18 protein-coding genes are annotated in these 20950 nt (G+C 71.3%); 6 read left to right on the plus strand and 12 right to left on the minus strand.

The features are described 5' to 3' along the window. Positions 1 to 16: 16 nt before the first annotated feature. The 8 genes from OG293_RS05520 to OG293_RS05555 form a co-directional block, all read right to left on the minus strand. A complete protein-coding gene (locus OG293_RS05520) occupies positions 17 to 685 on the minus strand; it encodes a vWA domain-containing protein (RefSeq protein ID WP_406003510.1) in 669 nt (222 codons plus the stop codon). A gap of 63 nt (positions 686 to 748) precedes the next feature. Next, complete coding sequence (locus OG293_RS05525) at positions 749 to 883, minus strand: hypothetical protein (protein WP_405997633.1); 135 nt, start codon at positions 881 to 883, stop codon at positions 749 to 751. 58 nt (positions 884 to 941) lie between these two features. Next, a complete protein-coding gene (locus OG293_RS05530) occupies positions 942 to 2525 on the minus strand; it encodes a hypothetical protein (protein WP_405997634.1) in 1584 nt (527 codons plus the stop codon). Continuing rightward, positions 2522 to 4909: a GTPase-associated protein 1-related protein gene (locus tag OG293_RS05535; RefSeq protein WP_405997635.1), complete on the minus strand. Its 2388-nt coding sequence runs from the start codon at positions 4907 to 4909 to the stop codon at positions 2522 to 2524. Before OG293_RS05535 ends, OG293_RS05530 begins: the two co-directional genes overlap by 4 nt. Next, positions 4906 to 6135 carry a hypothetical protein gene (locus OG293_RS05540; protein ID WP_405997636.1) on the minus strand — a complete coding sequence of 410 codons (1230 nt, stop codon included), beginning with the start codon at positions 6133 to 6135 and terminating at the stop codon, positions 4906 to 4908. Before OG293_RS05540 ends, OG293_RS05535 begins: the two co-directional genes overlap by 4 nt. A gap of 1 nt (position 6136) precedes the next feature. Further along, positions 6137 to 8518, minus strand: a complete 2382-nt coding sequence (locus OG293_RS05545) for a hypothetical protein (RefSeq protein WP_405997637.1) — start codon at positions 8516 to 8518, stop codon at positions 6137 to 6139. Positions 8519 to 8638: 120 nt separating this feature from the next. Then, on the minus strand, positions 8639 to 9052 hold the full coding sequence (locus OG293_RS05550) for a (2Fe-2S) ferredoxin domain-containing protein (RefSeq protein ID WP_405997638.1): 414 nt from the start codon (positions 9050 to 9052) through the stop codon (positions 8639 to 8641). Further along, complete coding sequence (locus OG293_RS05555; RefSeq protein ID WP_405997639.1) at positions 9049 to 10095, minus strand: bile acid:sodium symporter family protein; 1047 nt, start codon at positions 10093 to 10095, stop codon at positions 9049 to 9051. Before OG293_RS05555 ends, OG293_RS05550 begins: the two co-directional genes overlap by 4 nt. A 119-nt stretch (positions 10096 to 10214) precedes the next feature. On the opposite strand from OG293_RS05555, the gene OG293_RS05560 reads away from it, so the two are divergent. From OG293_RS05560 to OG293_RS05570, 3 genes are all read left to right on the plus strand, one after another. Continuing rightward, entirely contained in the window at positions 10215 to 11096 is an 882-nt protein-coding gene (locus OG293_RS05560) for a LysR substrate-binding domain-containing protein (protein WP_405997640.1), read from the plus strand. A 296-nt stretch (positions 11097 to 11392) separates the two neighbouring features. Further along, positions 11393 to 13192 carry an AMP-dependent synthetase/ligase gene (locus tag OG293_RS05565; RefSeq protein ID WP_405997641.1) on the plus strand — a complete coding sequence of 600 codons (1800 nt, stop codon included), beginning with the start codon at positions 11393 to 11395 and terminating at the stop codon, positions 13190 to 13192. Positions 13193 to 13502: 310 nt separating this feature from the next. Continuing rightward, positions 13503 to 14336 (plus strand): aldo/keto reductase, encoded by an 834-nt coding sequence (locus OG293_RS05570; protein WP_405997642.1) that lies wholly within the window; start codon positions 13503 to 13505, stop codon positions 14334 to 14336. Between the two features lie 88 nt (positions 14337 to 14424). On the opposite strand, the gene OG293_RS05575 is transcribed toward OG293_RS05570, so the two are convergent. After that, the gene (locus OG293_RS05575) at positions 14425 to 16338 is read right to left on the minus strand and encodes an APC family permease (RefSeq protein ID WP_405997643.1); all 1914 of its coding nucleotides are present in this window, start codon (positions 16336 to 16338) and stop codon (positions 14425 to 14427) included. Positions 16339 to 16470: 132 nt separating this feature from the next. Between OG293_RS05575 and OG293_RS05580 the strand changes: the two genes are divergently transcribed. Beyond that, complete coding sequence (locus OG293_RS05580; RefSeq protein ID WP_405997644.1) at positions 16471 to 16926, plus strand: RICIN domain-containing protein; 456 nt, start codon at positions 16471 to 16473, stop codon at positions 16924 to 16926. Position 16927: 1 nt separating this feature from the next. On the opposite strand, the gene OG293_RS05585 is transcribed toward OG293_RS05580, so the two are convergent. From OG293_RS05585 to OG293_RS05595, 3 genes are all read right to left on the minus strand, one after another. After that, positions 16928 to 17791: a class I SAM-dependent methyltransferase gene (locus OG293_RS05585; protein WP_405997645.1), complete on the minus strand. Its 864-nt coding sequence runs from the start codon at positions 17789 to 17791 to the stop codon at positions 16928 to 16930. Positions 17792 to 17817: 26 nt separating this feature from the next. Further along, a complete protein-coding gene (locus OG293_RS05590; RefSeq protein WP_405997646.1) occupies positions 17818 to 18780 on the minus strand; it encodes a cupin domain-containing protein in 963 nt (320 codons plus the stop codon). 77 nt (positions 18781 to 18857) lie between these two features. Next, positions 18858 to 19808 (minus strand): helix-turn-helix transcriptional regulator, encoded by a 951-nt coding sequence (locus OG293_RS05595; RefSeq protein ID WP_405997647.1) that lies wholly within the window; start codon positions 19806 to 19808, stop codon positions 18858 to 18860. A 39-nt stretch (positions 19809 to 19847) separates the two neighbouring features. On the opposite strand from OG293_RS05595, the gene OG293_RS05600 reads away from it, so the two are divergent. Beyond that, complete coding sequence (locus tag OG293_RS05600) at positions 19848 to 20333, plus strand: hypothetical protein (RefSeq protein WP_405997648.1); 486 nt, start codon at positions 19848 to 19850, stop codon at positions 20331 to 20333. Between the two features lie 339 nt (positions 20334 to 20672). Beyond that, positions 20673 to 20867 (plus strand): DUF1049 domain-containing protein, encoded by a 195-nt coding sequence (locus tag OG293_RS05605; RefSeq protein ID WP_405997649.1) that lies wholly within the window; start codon positions 20673 to 20675, stop codon positions 20865 to 20867. Positions 20868 to 20950 lie beyond the last annotated feature (83 nt).

Below are 20950 nucleotides of genomic sequence, written 5' to 3' on the forward strand. Positions count from 1 at the left end.
TCTTCGTGCGGCACGCTCACCACACGTCGTCGTCATCGTCGTCGTCCAGCGCGGGGGGTGCGTACGCCGGGGCGAGCTGCTTGGTGGCGGGGCCGCCCCCCGCGACGGGCTGCGACGCGGCCTTGACCGCGGCCGTGGAGGCCCAGCGGATCGCGGCGGCGAGCTGTTTGGGACTGTTGGCGTCCAGCACATCGAGCTCGGGGTTCGCGAGGAACTCCTGGAGCACACTGCGGTCGGCGTCGGCGCCGATACCGATGGCCACACGGACGGCCTTCTTGCCCCAGGGGGTGGCGTCGATGGCCTTGAGGCCCTCGCGCCACTCGTCGAGCGGCTGTCCGTCGGAGACGAGAGCCAGCACCGGTTTGAGCGCACGCTGCGGCATCGGCGGAGTCTCCAGCTCGCGGGCGACGGCGTAGAGCGCGTCCCCGAGATTGGTACCGCCGTCGACCTGGACGTCCTGCCAGGTGAAGCTCTCGACGGGCGTCGGGTCCGCCACGTGCCAGCTGGCCGTGGACGAGAACGTCAGTACCCGCAGCAGCAGTTGAGCGGCGGGGTTGTCGTGGGCCACCGAGCGCATCTCGGGAATGGCCTCGCGGATGGCGTAGTTGAGCTGCCCGATCTTCTCGCCCATCATCGAGTACGAGACATCGAGAATCCAGATGAAATGAACCGGCCGGTTCTCCATCGGGCCGCCGGGAATGTCACTCACTCCGTGTCCTCCTCCGTGCCTTCGTGCACGGCCGCGCCCTCATTCGGGCACCGCCCAGGTCAGCAGTGTTCCCACTGTCAGAAGTAGGGCGGCCGTGGCCATGACGACCGCCATGATGAACAGGCCCAGGACGACACGCCGCCCACGTGCCGTGTGATCGGGTACGTAACTCACTGCGCGCACCCCCGGTGTGTGCGGTCGGTCTTCACCCTGGTCCTGCTGTGTGCACCCGTCATCGCTTCCCCGCCTCACTGGTGAGCAGGGGTTTGACGGGCAGTCCGGTTCGGGAGAGCAGCCACAGGACGGACTCGGCCGCCCGCCTGCTCTCCCCGTCGAGTGCGCCGGCTCCGGTGGCCGCGTGGGCGCTGACCGCCCAGTAGCGGGTGTCGCCGAAGTCGTGGCCGAGGCTCTGCACGAGGTCGCCGAGTCCGATCCGGGCCAGCCATTCGTCGATACGGGATCCGGGCGTCGGCAACGAGTCCAGCTGGTCCAGTACGTCGCGTTTGGTGACGACGGTGGCGACGGGCGTCCTGGCGCGACGGCCCGACATCGCGGCGAACTCGCCGGCGAGTCGGTCGTAGGTGTCCTTGGGTCCCTCGGGCGAGGGGCGCGCGTCGACGGCCCGCTGGGCGTCGTTGCCGCCGAGGGCCCGGCGCACCTCCGGTTCGGCGAGCACGTCGGCGACGAGCACCACCCCGTCGGCGTGCGCCAGATACTGCTGTTCCCGTACGGCCCCGGCGTCGCCGAAGGTCTCGCCCATCGGGTCGTACAGATACAGCAGCCGGCGGCGACGGCCGCGGGTGACCTGAAGCATGAAGGCCCTGGGCTGCTGCGCCGCCGTCTTCTGCACCCAGCCGTCGCCGTGGTCCAGCTGGTCCTTGAGCCGGCGCAGTTCGCGCTGGTCCTCGGAGGTCGCGTAGTCGACGGCGAGCTGACCGCGCTCCGACCAGGAGCGCAGCCCTGCCACCATGGCGGCCATCAGCATGGTCTTGCCGGACGAGGTGCCTCCCACGATGGGGATGTGCACGATCCGCATGGTGCCGAGCGAGCCGGGCAGGGCGTGATCGCAGCGCGGGCAGTACGCGTCCATCTTGTGGCGGCCCGTCAGGAAGCTGGTGGACAGCCGCTTTCCGCAGGCACAGACCCGGCGGAGCACGCCGAACCGGCCCGCACGCAGCCTGCGGTGGGCCGCCTTGCAGCCGGGGCAGTGGTACACCGGGAGATCCATCGGCTGGTAGCAGCCCGGGTAGGGGCACTTCATCCGGATGCTGCGGGCGAGCAGTCCCGCCCGGTCGAGGCCGCGCAGAAGGAGGGCCGCGGCGGCGAGTGCCGCGCAGACCAGGGCGAGCAGTGCGCCGAAGAGGAGCACGACGAGCACGAGAAAGAGCGCGGCGGCCGTCGTGCCGACGATGGCTCCGAGTCCGAATCCGGGTCCGGTGAGCGTCATCACCGTGCTGGTGAAGGCGTTCTCGCCGGGCGCGGACGAGGGCCGTCGTCCGCGCAGCAGGTTTCTGGTGACCCTGCCCAGCCACTCGGATATCAGCATCCGGCGCAGCACGGCCACCGCCTCGGCCGTGGAGCTGAGGGTGTCCTGGAGCAACTGCCGCGTCCAGTAGGAGAGTTGCGCGGGCTCGTCCTGGGAGACGGGGACGATGCGCGAGTCGGACGCGCCGGTCTGCCAGGGGCCGAGCCGCCGGCCCATGGCTCCGACGGCGCGCACGGTGACGGCCGGAATGGCATAGAGCGCGACGAACAGCGCTGTCGCCCCGGCGAACAGCAGATAGGCCACCAGGGGGTAGGACAGCCATGGGCTCATCGGCGGCGCTCCTGACCGGGCGGGGTGGTGCCCGGCGAGCCGGGCCCTGGCGGTGTCTGGGACGATTTGCGGCCGAGCAGCCGGCCGCCGAACCGGGCGATCCGGCCGGGCCGGTTCCACTCCTGGAAGTCGCGCGCCCATCGGCCGCCCGGCCGCTCCAGGTGTCCTACGACCTCGGCGATGGTCTCCGGGGTCATGCGGCGTACGACGGGCCGCAGCACATCGGCGAGGAGGGCGGTGCGGGTCTTCTCCCACGCGGGGTTGAGGCCGGGGCCGCTGGACCACTGGAAGAAGCAGACGGCGGCATACCCCGTCGAGGTGAGCAGCCGGTCGCGTACGTCGTCCGAGCGCCCAACGGTCTCGTAGACGCCGAGCAGTTCCGGGTCGCCGGAGCGGGCGAGCTGTTCCAGTTCGCCCGGTGGCGGCTGGCCGGAAAGCAGCGTGCGGGCGATGTCACGGCCGATTCTCTCGGCGATGGCGGGCTCCAGCGGCTGGGCCATCCGGGACAGGGCGACGGCTTGTTCGGTGAATCCGGGCGCGGCCACGCCGTCGGCGATCCGCCCAGCGAGTGCGAGCACGGACAGGGCGCTGCGGGTACGGGGGTCGAGGGTGCCGGTCGCGTACCGCAGGAGGTCCGCAGCCAGTTCGGGGGCGTCCGTGTCGTGGGCCGGGGCGGTCAGGGCCGCCTCGGTCACCAGGGTCTCGACGCCGGAGGGGCCGAGCCAGTCGGGAGGCAGCTCGTTGACGAGGAGCCGCGCCTGGCCGCAGGTGATCGGGTGGTCGGCCCATGCGAGCCGGCAGGCCGTGCGCAGTACGGCCGGACGGCCCTTGTGTTCGGGACCGGCCTCGGCGACCAGGGTGTGGAAGGTCCGCACGGGGTCCTCGCCCGCAGGTCGGTGTGCGGCGGCGTCGCCCATCCGCAGGTGCGGGTGCTCGGTGAGATCCGCGTCCGGCATGGCGGTGCGGACGACGGCGGCGAGACGGGCGCAGTCGCCGGACGCTGCCGCCCGGTCCAGTTCGCCGAGGACCGCGCCCCGGATGCCCGGGTGGCGGCCGAGCGCGGCGGCGACAACCGCCGGTTCCTCATCCGCGTCCTCGGCGCCGAGCATCGCCGCCGAGGCCCGTTCGGCGAGCAGGGGCAGGACCCCCGTCGTCTCCACCGCGAGGGCGTCGGCCAGGTCGAGCAGGGCGAGCACGAGGTCGAGCGGGGCATGCCCGACCGACGTCAGGGCGGCCTGCAGATCCTGCTTGAGCGGTTCGGTCGCCGGGGCGTCGGCCATCAGAGCCAGCTGGGCCCCGAGCGGCCCGAGAGCGAGCCACTCCTCGGACGTGCGCGGATCGCCGCCTGCCGCCAGCGTGGCCAGGAAGGGGCCCCAGAACTCGGCGTCGAGGCCGCGCCCGTGACGCGCGGCCCAGCGCGCCGCCGCCGCCCGGCCCGCCGTGTCGAGCGGCACGCTCTCGGCCGCCGCGACGGCGGCGAGCCGTCCATGGTCGAAGGGCCCGTCATGCGCTCCTTCGGGCGGCAGTCGTGCGGCGGCGGTGAAGAGCCGGGGGATCCCGGCGATCCAGATACGGGCCGCCACCGACGCCCACGCGTCCTCACCGGCGGGGCCGGACGCGCCCCCGGTGCCGTCGTGGACGCGGTAGCGGTGGTCGGCGCCGCCGGAGAGGCCGAAGCCCGCGTCCGGGAGGATTCCCACGATCTGCTGCCCGGCCTGGAGGGGACGGCGGGTGTACGAGGTGAAGGTGAGCCGGTCCGCGAGCTCACGCGGCAGTACGGCGCTGGCCAGGGCGATCCACTGGACGATGTCGTGCGCTTCACGTTCGACGACGATCAGCTGGGGCGCGTCGGACGTGGTGAACAGGGCCCGTACGTCGGCGAGGAACGCGGGCAGCCGCTCGGCCCTGGCACCGGCGAAGGCCGTGAGGCTCTGCCGGCCCGTCCGGCGGCCGGGCGAGAGTTCGGCCAGTGGCTCGGGACGGCCGCCCTCGGGTGTGAGGGAGGACCAGGACGGGGACTCCCACAGCTCGACCGGAAGCAGGCCGGCCGGGACCGGTTCGCCGCCGGGCAGCCAGATGGCGTGCGCGTGGAAGTTGCCGTACCGGCCGCTGTAGTCGGCTCCGGTGTAGACGCTGTGGCAGAGCAGGCGGCTGCCGTCCGAGAGCGTGCTGTGTGTGAACGCCGCCGGGAACCGGGCCAGTTCGTCCGGTGAAGGACGGCTGGGCGCGTCCTGCGGCGGCTCGTATCCGATGAGCTGCTCGATCTCACGGAGCAGATTCGCGGGGACGTCGTCGCTCACCGCCGTGAAGCGGAATCCGGAGCCGTCAGGCCCGGGCGCGGCGGAGGTGTAGTGCAACTGGGGCAGGTGGGTGTTCCTGTTCATGAGCCGCCTCCCTTGGCCTTGCGTACGGGCAGCAGTCCTCGTCGGACGAGCAGCCACAGCAGGGGGTCCTCGACCCGGACGGGCTGCGGGCCCGACTTGGGCACATCGGCGGGCGCAGTGGCCGGGGGCGGCGAGCCGAGCGCGGACAGGCCGAAGAAGGAGATGTCGGCGAAGTCGCGGTCCAGTCGGCGGTGGAGTTCGCCTCCGTCCCAGCCCTCCAGCAGCGAACGCACCTCTTCATGGACGGCCGTGCGGCCCGCGTCGTCGAACGTGCCGCCCTCGTGGCGCGCGTTGCCCAGCAGCGGCGAGTGCGGCTGAAGGAGCGGCCTGAGCATGTCGGTCTTGGTGAGTGCCACGGCCAGCGGGGTGGTCACCTTGCCGCGCGCGCCGCGCCTGCCGTGGCCGCGCAGCTGGCCTGCGATGTCGGCGGCTATCTGCTGCGGCGAGGTCTCCACCGGGGGCAGCGGCGGGCCTTCGCCGGGCGGCAGCTCTTCGCGTACGGAGGGCAGTTGGAGGGGGTCGACGAGCAGGATGATGCCGTCGGCGGCGGCGAGGTAGTCGGTGTAGCGGTCCATGGCGGCGGCGTTCTTGAGGTCCTCGCCGGCCGCGTCGAAGAAGACGAGGGCGGTGTGCCGGGTGCCGTCGCCGAACCGTCCGGCGTTGGGCAGGCTCAGCCGGTACAGCAGCGGGTCGTTGAAGCCGAGCGCGGCAGGCCGGGTGGCCCCCGGAAGGTGCAGGCGGTCGTACAGCTCGGCGGCCATCTCCCTGTCGCGCCGCTGGGTGTCGCTGCCCATGGCGGCGAGCGCGCCCGTGTAGGCGCTGCCGACGCGGTGACGCAGTTCGTTGACGAGGACGGTGACATAGGTGCTCTTGCCGGTCGCCTTGGCTCCGACCAGCGCGATGATGCGGCTGTCCTGGTCGCAGTAGTCGCTGGGCAGGTCGCTGTGGCACGAGGCGCACACCCGGACCGGGGTGAGGACACCGCAGTCGGGGCAGGCGGCGCGGTTGCCGCCGAGGCCGAGGGTGCGCCGTACGTCGAAGACCGGGCCGCGCATCCGGGCCTGGGGCGCGGCGGCGTTGCCCTTGAACTCGGCCCAGGTGTCGTCGCGCTGGGGCGCGCATGCCTGGCGTCCGCCGCGGACGCCGGTACGGGCCATCAGGCAGCGGTAGCGGAGCCGCGATGCGGGTCCGCGGGCGAAGCAGTAGGGACAGATGACCGTTGTCACGTCAGCGCACCACCAAGCGTTCGTGCGGGGGTTCTTCGAGTCGCGCGGAGTCGGCGCGGGGGCCGAGCAGAAAGGCGCGGAGGCTGTACGGCGGCCCCTCGCCACCGAGGGCCATGTCGATGTCGATGTCCCGCTGGACCGGGCCGCCGCCGATCTCGTCGCCGCTGAGCCGCAGCACGGTGGCTCCGTCTCCGGGGTTGCGGGGGCGGGGCGGCGGCACCTTGCCACTGCCCGGCCCGGAGCGGGCGACCAGGACGAAGTCCGGCAGCCCACCGGGGCCGTCGTCGATGTCTCCGGTGCCCGCGTACTGGGTGCGGACGATGACGCGGCGGCGCCGGCCCGCTCTCCAGCCGGGCTTCACCAGGTCGTACGAGACGGCCAGATAGGGCGGCAGGAACACGGCCGTGCCGGCCTCGGCGGGGATGATCACATCGGCTTCGGCGAGGACGACGGGCTCGGCGCGGAAGCGGGCTCCGGCGGTGGTTGCGGTCAGTTCGAGACCTCCTCTGGTCCGGTACGCGGATTTGGTGACGGTCCTGCTCCGCTCGTGGCCGGACTGCTCCCAGCGGACGAGGACGCGGTCGGCGTCGCCCGGCCAGTCGAAGGTGACGCGTATGTCCTGGGGAGCTTCACGCAGGACGGTGAGGTGCTCGACAGGGGTGGGGGCCTCGACGCTCACCGAGGGGCCGACACAGGCGCGTTCGCCGAGGACGGCGACGGCGGTCAGCCGGGCGCGGGTGCCGCAGGGCGGGCGCAGCTCCAGGGCGTACGGCGTGTCCGTGCCGGTCGGCGTGGCCGCGGCGGGGATGCGTTCCCAGGGGACCTCGGCGGGGAGGTCTTCCGCGAGTGCGTCGGAGCCCTCGGCCGGGGCGGGACCCGGCAGATCGACGAACCGGACGACGGCTCCGGTCCCGCCCGCCCAGCGGACGGCGATGCTGCCCGGGTGCGCGCCCGGCGCGGCGTCGAGCCCGGTGACGGGCTCGGGCCAGGGGTGCACGGTGGCACCGACCGTGACGCCGCGGGAGGTCGTCTCCACCCCGTCGGCCGTGCGGTAGCGGCAGCGGATCGTGTAGCTGTGTTCTCCCGGGGGCAGTTGCTCGTCCGTGAAGCCGTCGCGGTCCGCCGTCACCGCGATCGGGCCTGCCGCGTGCCGTTCGACGCGTACGCCGCGGGCTCCGGGCGGGGTCTTCCAGCGGGCGGTGACCCGGGCGCGGGCGTCGGTGAGCCGCGGGTCGCCGACGTCCGGGGCGAAGTGCACCGGGGCGCTCATGGCGGGGAGTTCGCGGATTCTGCGGTCGCCGGAGCTGTCGAGCGGGAGGACGGCGTAGCGGATGTGCTCGCCCAGCGGTGCGGATGTGTCGGTGAGCGCTGTCCGGTCGGTGGCGTCGGCCAGTTCGGTCCAGCGGGTGCCTCGGACGCGCAGCACTCGGTACGGTCCGCGGGTGCCGACCGCGCCGGGCCAGTCGACCTGGACGCCGTCGGGCAGGATGCGGGCGGTGACGGACCGGGTTGCCGTGCCGGCTCTCGCCTCCGGTGGCGCGCCGGGTGTCGGACCCGGTGTCGCGTCGGTGGCCGCTGCCGTCGCGCGTAACAGGGCCGCCAGCGCGGCGGGTTCGTCGACGGCGATACGCGTGGCCCGCAGATGCAGGGCCGCGCCGGCGGCCGGGGCTCCCGACCGCACCAGCCGTTCGCCCTGGGCCAGCAGTTCCTTGACCTGGTCGCGGCGCTTCCCGATCCGCCGGAGGAACCGGTGGAGCCGCTGGTCGCCGCCCGGGTCGCCGAGTTTCCGCGCGTACGCGTGCGTCTGGTGCAACCGGTTCGCCCGCCAGGCGTCCACGATGTGCTCGGCGCTCTCCCTCAGTTCGGCCGTGCGTACAGGTTCGAGCCGTGCCGCCGCGGCCAGCGCCTCGGCCTCGGCGGGGTCGACACCGAGCTCCTGGGCGGATTCGGTGACGAAGCCGCGCGGGTGGTCCTGGAGGAGCCCGACGAGTTCGTACAGTGCGAGACGGCGCAGGCCCATCGGGTCGGCGGTGAGGATGCGGTCGTAGCGGGTGAAGAGGGACGTGATGGCGGACCGGTCCGCACCGGGCACGGCGAGCCGGGCGTCGCGTGCCTCGTGGAGCCTCTCGCGGTTCACGAGGCGCCAGTGCCGGCCCCGGCCGGGCACCTGGAGTCCGTCGAGGATCCGGAAGCGTACCGTCGCGGCCCGAGTACTGGCCTCGCCCGGGAAGAGCGCGTCGACGGCGTGGCGCAGTCCCAGTCGGCGCTGCTCCGCGAAGAGTTCGTCGGCCTGCGGGATCAGCGGCGATCTGGGCAGGGGCGGGACAGCCGCGGGCAAGCCGAGTAAGTGCCCGAAGTGCTGCCGCATCCGTCCGTCCCCCACGTCACGATCCGTGCATCACATCTCAGCAGATCGCGATCACCCCTGTGGCCGGTTTTCCCGAACCGCTACGTGAAGGGGCTGTGTGGGATTGCGTCCCACGGTGGTGGTGCGTCGTGGCCATCAGGCGCGCTCCGCACGGCGTCGCGCTTCGGAGGGCGGTGGAATCACCTGGAGCGCGAGGGTGGCCGGGGGTTCGGCGATGCCGGGACCGCCTGCCGCGGCCCACGTCAGGACGTCGTCCGTCGCGTCGTCGTCGAGCGCCCAGCCGATCCAGGTCGCACGGGCTCCTCTGCGGCGGCCCTCGGCGGAGGGCTGGACGACGATCACGTTCGCCTGGCCGCACGGTCCGAGGCACTCGCTCGTCCGCACGGCGAGCCGACCGCCGGACGCCACGGCGGCTTCACGCATCCTGGTCAGTTGCCCCTCGTGGTCGGTGCCGGGTTTCTTGCGGGCGTCACCGCAGCAGCAGCCGCGGCATACGACCAGGGTGCAGGGGCGGGCGCCGAAGGGGCGTATGGCGTACGTCGTGGTCACCCGGTGATCCTGTCAGGCGCGGCGGGCGCCAGGGTCCGCGAGGTGGCCGGGCGGGGAGTGGAACTGACCGCCGCCCCCTCCCCCGCCCTCCGCCTCGCCATCACCGCACACACCATCAACTGCATCTGGTGAAACAGCATCAGCGGCAGCACCGCCACTGCCGCCTGCGCGCCGAACAGCACGCTCGCCATGGGCAGCCCCGCCGCCAGGCTCTTCTTCGAGCCGGCGAACTGGATCGCGATCCGGTCCGCCCGGCCGAAGCCGAGCCGCTTCGAGCCGTACCACGTGAGCAGCAGCATCGCCGTCAGGACGAGCGCCTCGACCAGCAGGAGTCCGCCGAGCCGCAGAGGGGTCACCTGGTGCCAGACGCCCGCGACCATGCCCTCGCTGAAGGCCGTGTAGACGACCAGCAGGATCGAGCCCCGGTCGACGCGGCCCAGCGCCTTCTTGTGACGGAGGAGGAAACCGCCGGTCCACCGCCGCAGCAGCTGCCCCGCCAGGAACGGCACCAGGAGTTGAAGGACGATCTTCAGCACCGAGTCCCCCGAGAAGCCCCCGCCACCGCCGAGCAACAGGGCTGCGAGCAGCGGGGTGAGCAGGATGCCGGCAAGGCTGGAGAAGGAGCCGGCGCAGATCGCCGCCGGGATGTTGCCGCGGGCGATCGAGGTGAAGGCGATCGAGGACTGGATCGTCGAGGGGACGAGGCACAGGAAGAGCAGCCCGTCCGCGAGTTGCGGGGTGAGCAGCAGTGGCTGGAGGTTCCGGGCGGCGAGACCGAGCAGGGGAAAGGCCGCGAAGGTCGCGGCCAGGACCGTCAGATGGAGCCGCCAGTGCCTGAGGGCGCCGAGTGTCTCGCGCACCGACAGACGCGCGCCGTAGAGGAAGAAGAGCAGTGCCACGGCCCCCGTGGACGCCACGTCCGCCGCGTCCGCCGCCCGGCCCGACGCCGGGAGGAGGGCCGCGAGGACGACCGTGCCGAGCAGAGCCGTGATGAACGGATCGACCGGCAGCCAGGCCTGTACGGGAGATGCGCGGCGGCTCATGTGCTCCACCTGCTCTCGGTCCGGGGTGGTCGTGCCCTCCCATGGTGCTCCGCTCGCGGACGATCGGGAATCCCGTACACCACTCTGACTGTCATCACGGATCGCGATAGCCTGGAAGCATGTACGACCCGGCCCAGCTGCGTACGTTTCTCGCGGTCGCCCAGACCCTGAGCTTCACCCGGGCCTCCCGCCGGCTCGGGCTGCGTCAGTCGACGGTGAGCCAGCATGTGCGGCGGCTGGAGGACGCGACGGGCCGGCAGCTGTTCACCCGGGACACGCACAGCGTGGAGCTCACGGAGGACGGCGAGGCGATGCTCGGCTTCGCGCGGTCGATCCTGCAAGCGCACGAGCGCGCGTCCGCGTTCTTCGCGGGGACACGGCTGCGCGGGCGGCTGCGTTTCGGGCTCTCCGAGGACTTCGCGCTGACGCGGCTCCCGGAGATCCTTCAGGCGTTCCGGCGCGATCACCCGGAGGTCGATCTGGAGCTCACGGTCGAACTCTCGGGGACCCTGCACGAGCGGCTGGCGGCGGGCCGGCTGGATCTGGTGCTGGCCAAGCGGCGGGCCGGGGACACGCACGGCGAGCTGGTCTGGCAGGACACACTGACCTGGATCGGCGCGCCGCGGCTGCGGCTGGACCCGGATCGCCCGGTGCCGCTGATCGTCTTTCCGCCGCCGGGCATCACGCGCGCCCGCGCCCTGGAGGTGCTGGAGGCCGACGGCCGGGCCTGGCGCATCGCGTGTACGAGTACCAGCCTGAGCGGTCTGATCGCGGCGGCGCGTGCGGGGCTGGGAGTGATGGCCCACACCCGCGGGCTCGTCCCGCCCGGTCTCGTCCCGGTGCCCGCCCGTGCGGGCCTGCCGGAGCTGGGGGACGTGGACTTCGTCCTGTTGCACGGCCGCCGCGCGGGCGCGGGCCGTGGCACGCAGGAGGCGGCGGATGCGCTGGCGGCCTCGGTCCTGGCGGGCGGAGATCTGCACGGGCCGCCCGGCCGGGACTGAGCGGCGCGAGGGCCGTCAGACAGCAGGTACGGACCAAGGCGCCGGCTCCGTAGAGCGACCGTGGTCGCTGCGTACAGATTCGGTGGAGATTCCCGCGCACCCTACTTACTGATAGGTCAGAAGCACGCCCGTGCTCGGCCCTTTGTGGCCGGAAATCTACGCCTGACCTGTGGCGATGCCATTCGTCCACAGTTCGCGCGGCCCCTCCCGCCGGGCAGCGCGGTGGGGTACCGTCACGGCGCTGTGCGGGGAGCGCCACAAGGAGCAGGTCATTGCGCGAGTTCACTGTCCCACCCATGGCCGCGGCGCCTCAGGTCGGCGGACTTGCTGACGCGGTCTTCGACCACGCGGAGAGCGATCCGGACCGGGTCGCCCTCGGCCGCAAGGACACGGCGGGCCGCTGGCAGGACATGACGTCGGCGCAGTTCCGCGACGAGGTGCTGGCACTGGCCAAGGGGCTCCTCGCGCAGGGTGTGCGCTTCGGCGACCGCGTCGCGCTGATGTGTCCGACGCGCTATGAGTGGACGTTGTTCGACTTCGCGCTCTGGACGGTGGGCGCCCAGTCGGTGCCCATCTACCCCACCTCCTCGGCCGAGCAGGTCTTCTGGATGCTGCACGACTCCGAGGTCACGGCGTGCATGGTCGAGCACGAGGACCACGCGATGACCATCGGCTCGGTGGTCGACCGGCTCCCGCAGCTGCAACGGCTGTGGCAGCTGGACGCCGGGGCCGTCGCCGAGCTCGTCCAGGCGGGCGCCCACATCGAGGACGAGGTGGTGCACCGGCACCGGCGGGCGGTGACCCCCGACTCGATCGCCACCATCATCTACACCTCGGGCACCACCGGCCGCCCGAAGGGCTGTGTGATCACGCACTCCAACTTCATGTTCGAGGCCGACACCATGATCGGCCGCTGGGAGCCCGTCTTCCACTCCAAGCCCGGCGACGAGGCGGCCACGCTGCTCTTCCTGCCCCTGTCGCACGTCTTCGGCCGGATGGTCGAGATCGCGGCGATCCGCGGCCGGGTCAAGCTCGGCCATCAGCCCGTGCTGCAGGCGAGCGCCCTGCTCCCCGATCTGGCGGCGTTCCGGCCGACGTTCATCCTGGCTGTCCCGTACATCTTCGAGAAGATCTTCAACGCCGCCCGCCGCAAGGCCGAGGCGACGGGGAAGGCGGGCCCGTTCGAGAAGGCCGTCGAGGTCGCGGTGAAGTACGCCGAGGCGATGGAGCACCGCGCCTTCGGGCTCGGCCCCGGGCCGTCCGCCGGACTGCGGATGCAGCACCAGTTCTTCGAGAAGGTCGTGTACGGCAAAGTGCGCGACGCGATGGGCGGCCGGGTGCGGCACGCGATGTCCGGCGGCTCCGGCATGGACCGGCGGCTCGGGCTCTTCTTCGAAGGCTCCGGCATCACCGTCTTCGAGGGGTACGGACTCACCGAGTCGACGGCGGCGGCGACGGCGAACCCGCCCGAGCGCACCCGCTACGGCACGGTCGGCCAGCCCATCCCCGGTACCACCGTGCACATCGCGGAGGACGGCGAGGTGTGGCTGCACGGGGGCCATGTCTTCGGCGGATACCTGGGCGACCCGAAGTCCACCGACGCCGTCCTGCACGACGGCTGGCTCGCGACGGGGGACCTCGGGGCGCTGGACGAGGACGGCTATCTGACCATCACCGGGCGGAAGAAGGAGATCCTGGTGACCTCGGGCGGCAAGAGCGTCTCACCCGCGGCACTGGAGGAGCGCGTGCGCAACCATCCGCTGGTGGCGCAGTGCATCGTCGTCGGCAATGACCGTCCGTACATCGCGGCGCTGGTCACGGTGGACCAGGAGGCCGTGGAGCACTGGCTCGCCATGCAGAACAAGGCACCGCTGCCGGCGGCCGAGCTGGTGCGGGACCCGGAGCTGGAGATGGAGATCAGACGGGCGGTGGTGGCGGCCAACACCCTGGTGTCGAAGGCCGAGTCGATCCGTACGTTCCGGATTCTGGCGCATCCCTTCAGCGAGGAGCACGGTCTGCTGACGCCGTCGCTGAAGCTCAAGCGCAAGGCGATCGAGACGGCCTACGCGGTCGAGGTCGACGCCCTCTACAGCTGACACCTCTACAGCTGACGGCCGAGGTGCCGCCCGGAGCGGGCAGGGGTTCGCGGAGACGACCGCGCCGTTGACGAAGACTCCATGGGGCGCCCCGCGGTGGTGCCGTTGGCCACCTTGACTCCGCGGAGGCGGTCCTCGCGGAGGCCGACTGGACCGTCCACTCCTGAGTCGCGTCTTGATGGGACGCGGTCAATGGTTCGGACCGATAAGGTCGGAGCCGTATCAGGCCAACTTCGAGGTCGGGAATCCGCCCGGTGCGTTGATCGTTGTATTTCCGAGTACCAACCGACGACGTAAGGATCGACCGCTCGTGAGCAAGGTCCCCTCCATCACGCTCAACAACGGCCTCGCGATGCCGCAGCTCGGTTTCGGCGTCTGGCAGGTGCCGGACGACGAGGCGGCGAAGGCGGTCGGCACGGCTCTTGAGGCCGGCTACCGAAGCATCGACACGGCTGCGATCTACGGCAACGAAGCGGGCACCGGCAAGGCCCTCGCCGCAACCGGGATTCCCCGTGACGAACTCTTCGTGACCACCAAGCTCTGGAACAGCGACCAGGGGTACGACTCGACCCTGCGCGCCTTCGACGACTCGCTCGACAAGCTGGGTCTCGACTACATCGACCTGTATCTGATCCACTGGCCGCGCCCCTCCAAGAACGCGTACGTGGACACGTACAAGGCCTTCGAGAAGGTCTACGCGGACGGCCGCGCCAAGGCGATCGGCGTCTCCAACTTCCTCCCGGAGCACCTGGAGCGCCTGCTCGGCGAGACCTCCGTGGTCCCGGCCGTGAACCAGATCGAGCTCCACCCGCAGCTCCAGCAGGGCCGGTCGCGCGCCTTCCACGACCGGCACGGCATCAAGACCGAGGCATGGTCCCCGCTGGGTCAGGGCAAGGGCCTCCTGGAGGTCCCGACGGTCGTCGCGATCGCGCAGAAGCACGGCCGCACCCCCGCCCAGGTGGTACTGCGCTGGCATCTGCAGAGGGGCAACATCGTGATCCCCAAGTCCGTGACCCCGTCCCGCATCCGGGAGAACATCGATGTGTTCGGCTTCGAGCTGGACACCGACGACCTGGCCGCCGTCGCGGCCCTGGACGAGGGCAAGCGCATAGGACCCGACCCGGCCACGTTCGAGATCGGCTGACGCACAAGCGCGCAGGCGCACCGTCTCGCACACGGATCGCCGCCCCTGTCATCGGGGCGGCGATCCGCGTGGGGAAGCGCGTGTCATGTCAGGTGGCGGAATCCAGCCGGTAGGGCACGTCGATGACCGCGGCCGAGGGGTTGAACAGCAGTCGCGCCTTCAGCCGCAGCGCGATCTGGTTGTGGAGGGAATGCTCCCACCAGTGACCCACCACGTATTCGGGGATGACCACCGAGACCAGCGAGTGGGGATCGGCGTCCGCGACCTCCTGGATGTGGGCGAGCACGGGCGCGATGACCTCGCGGTACGGCGAATGCAGCACGGTCAGCGCCACATCCGGGGCATGCTCGCCCCACTGGTCCCGCAGCAGCCGCGCCTCCTCGGCGTCCGCGGCCACGGTCAGCGCGGTGAGCGATGTCGGCCGCATCGCCTGACCGACCGCAACAGCCCTGAGCGTGGGCGCGTTCACCGCCGCGATCAGGACCAGCATGTGATGACGGGCCGGCGGCCGGGGCCGGGCACCCGGGGACACGGCAAGCGCGGCGGCCACCTTCCGGTAGTGGCGGTGCACGCCCTTCATCCCCACGAACAGCAGCGGCATCGCGATCACCACCAGCCAGGCGCCGTGCGTGAACTTGGTGATCAGCACGATCACCAGGACCAGCCCGGTCAGGACCGCTCCGACCGAGTTGATCGCCATGGCTCTGTGCATATGGATGCGACGGGCGTGCGGCGGGCTCGCGCGCAGCGCGGATCGCCAGTGTCTGACCATCCCGGCCTGGGAGAGCGTGAAGGACACGAACACCCCGATGATGTAGAGCTGGATGAGCCGCGTGAGTTCGGCGTCGAAGGCGACGATCAGGGCGATCGCGGCGAGCGCCAGCAGCACCACGCCGTTGGAGTAGACGAGCCGGTCGCCGCGGTTCTTCAGCTGACGCGGCGCGTAGTCGTCGCGGGCGAGGATCGAGGCGAGCATGGGAAATCCGTTGAAGGCCGTGTTGGCGGCGAGTACCAGGACGCCCGCGGTGACCGTCTGGAGCAGATAGAAGAGCACATGCGCGTCACCGAAGGTGGCGCGGCCGATCTGGGCCAGGGCGGTGGACATCGGGGTGCCGGGCGCGAGGCCCAACTCGGTCGGATCGGCGGCCACATGCACCTTGTAGACCATCGCCAGAACGGTGATGCCGCCGAACATCGTCACCGCGAAGAAGCCCATGATCGCCAGCGTGTTGGCGGCGTTGCGGCTCTTGGGCTGCTGGAACGCCGGCACGCCGTTACTGATCGCCTCGACCCCGGTCAGCGCCGTACAGCCGGAGGCGAACGCCCGCAGCGTCAGCAGCACCAGGCCGATGCCGGTGTACACCGACGCCTCCTTGATCGGCAGGTCCGCCGACTCGGCGCGGATGGTCGAGCCGGACAGCAGCCGGATGACCGCGACCCCGAACATCAGATAGATCGTCGCGATGAAGCCGTACGTGGGAACGGCGAAGATACGGCCCGACTCCCGCACCCCGCGCAGATTCATGACGGTCAGTACGACGACGAAGCCGACCGACAGCGCCACATCGTGGTCGGAGAGGGCGGGCACGGCCGAGGTGATGGCGGAGACCCCCGAGACGACCGACACGGCGACGGTCAGCACATAGTCGACGAGCAGGGCGCTCGCCGCGGTCAGCGCGGCGTTCGCCCCAAGATTCTCGGCGCTGACGACATAGGCGCCACCACCACCCGCGTACGCGTAGCAGGTCTGCCGGTACGAGGCGACGACCACCACCAGGAGAAAGATGATCGCCGCCGCCGCGTACCAGGCCAGATGCAGCAGCGTGACCCCGCCGAGGGCGAGGATCAGCAGGATCTCCTCCGTCGCGTACGCCACGGAGGACAGCGGGTCGCTGCAGAAGATGGGCAGCGCCAGCCGCTTGGGAAGGAGGGTCTCCCCCAACCGGGCACTGTCCAGGGGGCGTCCGACCAGCACACGCTTGAGGTGGAAGGAAGACGTCATGCGCACAAGCTATGCGCATTGGGACGGTTTGTTCAGTAATGCACCATGATGCACGGGGATGCCGTTTCGCAGGCCTGCATCTCGTACGATCGTCAGCACATATGCGACGTCGCCGACCGAGGAGCAGGCACATTGAGCGGGGCACTGGCACCGGGGCTCTATCTGGTGCGCAACATCGGCAGCGGGCTGCTCCTCGAGGTGTACGGCGGCGGCAGAGGCAGTGGCGTCAACGTCCAGCAGGGCAAGGAGAGCGGAGCCCCCGCTCAGCGGTGGCGAGTCGAACCCGTGCCCAACGGCAGCGGGCTCTACCACTTCGTGAACGCGGCCAGCGGCAAACGTCTGGACGTCGCGAACGCCTCGACCGAGAACGGCGCCAACATCCAGCAGTGGAAGGCCAACAACTTCGGCGCCCAGGAGTGGATCATCGAGCAGCACCTGGACGCCCCGGGCACGGTCACCGTCGTCAGCTTCATCAGCGGACTGCTGCTCGAAGTCGCTGACGGCAGCACGGCCGACGGGGCGAATGTCCAGCAGTGGGAGGACACCGACTCGCCCGGCCAGTGGTGGCGGCTCGAGCCCTGCTCCTGAGTCAGTCCCTGCGGGCGGTGTGCACCGTGCGCGCGGCGAGCAGGAAGACGTCGGGCCGGTGCATCAGAGACTGCGGGTCCTCGGGGTCCAGCAGCCGGTCGAGCACGGCGGCGTCGTCGGCCGTCAGCCGCCCCTCCAGTATCTTCCGCTGCCAGCCGAGAGCGGAGACCATGTGTTCGCGTGCGGCCGTCGGGACCGGCGCGGGGACATCGAGCAGAAAAGAGCGGGTCCCGCTCGGTGCGAGTCCCGCGGTGGCCGTCAGTGCTCGCCAGTCCTCGACCTCGTCCTTCGCCCCGGGCAGCGCGGCACGCATCTCGGTGAACCACTCGCCGGCGGCCGCCTCCAGCCTGCCCTCCAGACCCGGCCGCCCGATGCCGATGTCCCGTGGCAGATGACGTGCGGGCAGTCCGCCCTCCGCGACGGCGAGCAGTCCCCCCGGGCGCAGCAGCCGGGCGAGGGCGCCGAGCGCCGCCCGCTGGTCGCCGATGTGGTGCACCGAATTGCCCGCCCAGATCAGATCGGCCTCACCCAACTCCTCGAATCCATCGGGAAGTTCGGTGAGCTGGGTGCGGATCCGGTCGGCGAGGCCGGCTGACTCGGCGCGTGCGCGGGCACGCGCGAGCAGTGGCTCGGTGGCGTCCACGGCGACCACTTCCGCGTGCGGGAACGCCTCGGCAAGGAGCAGCGTCAGCACTCCGGGGCCACTGCCGATGTCAAGGATCCGGCGGACGCCGGCCACCGGCAGCAGCTCGCCGAGCCAGGCCGCGGCCTGCCGGTACAGAGGGCTCTGGAACTCCGCGTTGCGCTCCAGGAGCGCACTCATCTCGTCCCAGTCGATGTGTGTCGTGTCGTGGTGATGACTCATGGGCCCAGCTTCGCCCGGACATGCCGTCACGGCGAATGTTGTTGCCGATCCGGCAAACCGCCGCGGGTGCGGTGCTCCTGGGGGCTGCCGCCCCGTACGCGCTTGAACGCGGCGCTCAGCGCGAACGAGCCGCTGTAGCCCACCTTCCTGGCCACCGCCTCGACGGTGGCGTCCGTGTCCCGCAGCAGATCCGCGGCGAGCGCGAGCCGCCAGCCGGTGAGGTAGGCCATCGGCGGCTCCCCCACCAGCTCGTTGAAGCGGCGTGCCAGTTGCGCCCGGGACACCCCGCACGTGGCGGCGAGGGAGGCGACGGTCCAGGGATGGGCGGGATCGTCCTGGAGCAGCCGCAGCGCCCGGCCCACCACCGGGTCTCCCATGGCCAGGTACCAGGCGAGCGCCTCCGCGTCCGGACGCGAGAACCACGCACGGACCACGGCGATCAGCACCAGGTCGAGGATCCGGTCCAGCACCACGCTCTGGCCGGGCTCGTCCCGTGAGATCTCGTCGTCCAGCACCGGCATCAACGGGCAGTCCCAGACGTCGGCCGGCAGATGAAGCAGCTCCGGCAGCGCGTCCAGAAGCCGCCCGCTGACCTCGCCCTTCATCTGGTATGTCCCCACCAGCATGGTGGCCGAGCCTTCGGGGTCGTTGCCCCAGCTCAGTACGCCCAAGTGCATCGATTCCGCGAGCGGTTCGCCCTGGAGGGTGTGGCAGGTGCCCCCCGGGCCGATCAGGGCCGTCGGCACGCGAGTGATCTCGTCCGCCGTGGTGTAGGGACCCGGGCCTCGGGCGATCGCCACGTCGCCGGGGCGCAGCAGCACGGGGTCACCCTGGTCAGGCACGATCCATGCCTCGCCGGCGGTCATGCAGAGCAGGGAGAGCGGGGCGCGGTCCTCGATGCGCACGGACCACGGCGGCTCCATCACCATACGGAGCAGGAACGCTCCCCTGGCACGCGGTCCGTCGAGGAGTCCGGCGAGAGCGTCCATGGCGACAGCGTTGAGCCCTTGCGGAGCGCGCAGGCGTCCCCCGTCGGCCGCCGCCAGGACGTGTTGCCGGGCCGTGCTCAGGCGTACCGCTCGGCGAGCGCGCGGGCGGTCGCGGCCAGCCGCGCACGGAGGCCGGGCGGTCCGACGACCTCGACCTCCGCACCCATGGCCAGGAATTCCCGGTGCGCCCGCTCCTCGGACTCGATGGGAAGCAGCGCTCGCACCCAGCCGTCGGACTCCGTCGTACCGGTGCCGGCGAGGGCGCGGGCGGCTCCTCCGGTCAGACCCTCCGCCGCGGCCGGTGAGAGCCGGACAAGTGCCTCGCCGCTGTACAGCCGGGCGTGGAAGTCCGTCTGGTAGCGCTTCCAGTACGCGGCCAGGTCGAAGTCCGGGGGCGGCTCGAACGCGCCGTCGCCCGGGAGGAGTTCAAGGATCTGGTCGACACGGTAGGTGCGTGGGCCGGGCCCCGCGACGACGTACCAGCGGCCGGCCTTCAGCACCAGCCCGTACGGCTCAAGGCGCCGGTCCACATCGGTCGGCTCCTTCCAACGCCGGTAGCGCACGTCGAGCACCCGGCTGTGCCACACGGCGTCGGCGACCGCCGTCAGATACGGGACCTCGTCGTCGGAGGCGTACCAGCCGGGAGCGTCCAGATGGAAACGGGACCGCATCCGGTCCGCCTGGGCGCGCAGCTCCGCGGGCAGCGCCGCACGCAGTTTCAGCTGGGCGGCGGCGAGGGCGGAGCCGAGTCCCAGCTCGGCGGCCGGTCCCGGGATGCCGGACAGGAAGAGGGCCTCGGCCTCCCCTGCGGAGAGCCCGGTCAGCCTGGTGCGGTACCCGGCCAGGAGCTGGTAACCACCGGCGTGGCCCGCATCCCCGTACAGCGGCACCCCCGCCCCGTGCAGAGCGTCGACATCACGGTAGACCGTGCGCACGGACACCTCCAGCTCCTCGGCGAGCTGGGCGGCGGTCATCCGCCCGCGGGTCTGGAGCAGCAGCAGGATCGAGACGAGACGGCTGGACTTCACTGACACAGGATGTCAGTGAAGCGGTCTTAGCGTCCTGCCATGACCTTCACCGAGAAGTTTCTGTGGGCACCGCCCCCGATCGAGGTCGGCGGGCGCAGCATCAAGCGCTACCACGTCACGGGAGACCCTGGCGGGATCGAGCCCGCCGTCGAGAAGGCCGCCTACGCGATCCTGCCGGAGCTCCTGCCGGAGCCCGACGGCACACCGCCGGTCTCGTTCGTCGTCCTCCACAGGGGAGGGGACGACGGCGCGTACATCAACGCCTACAGCTGGGTCTGGGACAACGTCCTGCACTTCGGCGCGGCGGCGGCGGGACAGCCGGTGCTCGACTGCCCGGACCGGGACCCGTCGCACTTCGTACCGCTCGACAGGTCGAGGGCGTGGATCGGCTGTGTTTTCGAGCTGCCGCCGCTCGTGCACGAACGCGACGCATGGGTGCGGCACATGCTCGTCCCGGACCGTCCCGATCTCGACGCCTATCTCGCCGACTCGCTGCCCGAAGGCACCACAGGAGAGCGCTCATGAGCACGAGGGGCTTCGACTTCTCGAAGCGGCACAGCCCGCCCACCTCGCCGACGCCCGGCGCCGCGTGCTGACCACGTTCCAGCCGAACCGGTTCCCGCCGTGGCGGCTGGCCCGCTGTCACCGAGCCGGTGTCGTGCAGGCCCTCACCGAGGCCACGATCGACCCACGCAACCGCCCCGGCTCCGAGACCGCCCTCTGCCCCTCACCGCGTCACCCCTACAGGCCATCCATATCGCCGCTCAGTGGATGAAACACTCGAACAGCTTGATACTTACTTATATGACACACAAGGCCACTACGTCACATCAACCGTCGACGCTGACGGTCAAGGGTCGTGACATGCGGTTGCGCACCATCGGTTTCCTCGTCCTCGCGGCCCTCGCCATCTGGTTCATCGCCGTCAACACAGGGTCCGTCACCATCAGACTGTGGGTCCCCACCGTCACCATCCCCCTCTGGGCCGTCCTCACGGTCACCCTCGTGGTCGGTATGATCCTTGGCCTGCTCATCGCCCGCCGCCGGGCCAAGCGGTGACCCGCCGCCCCGGCGACCGGGGAAGGCCCTGGTGAAGCGTGTGGCGGAAGGCCGCGGTCCGGCAGGTCGGATCCTGAGGGGGC

The organism is Streptomyces sp. NBC_00829, assembly GCF_045161795.1.
Classification (GTDB): Bacteria; Actinomycetota; Actinomycetes; order Streptomycetales; family Streptomycetaceae; genus Streptomyces.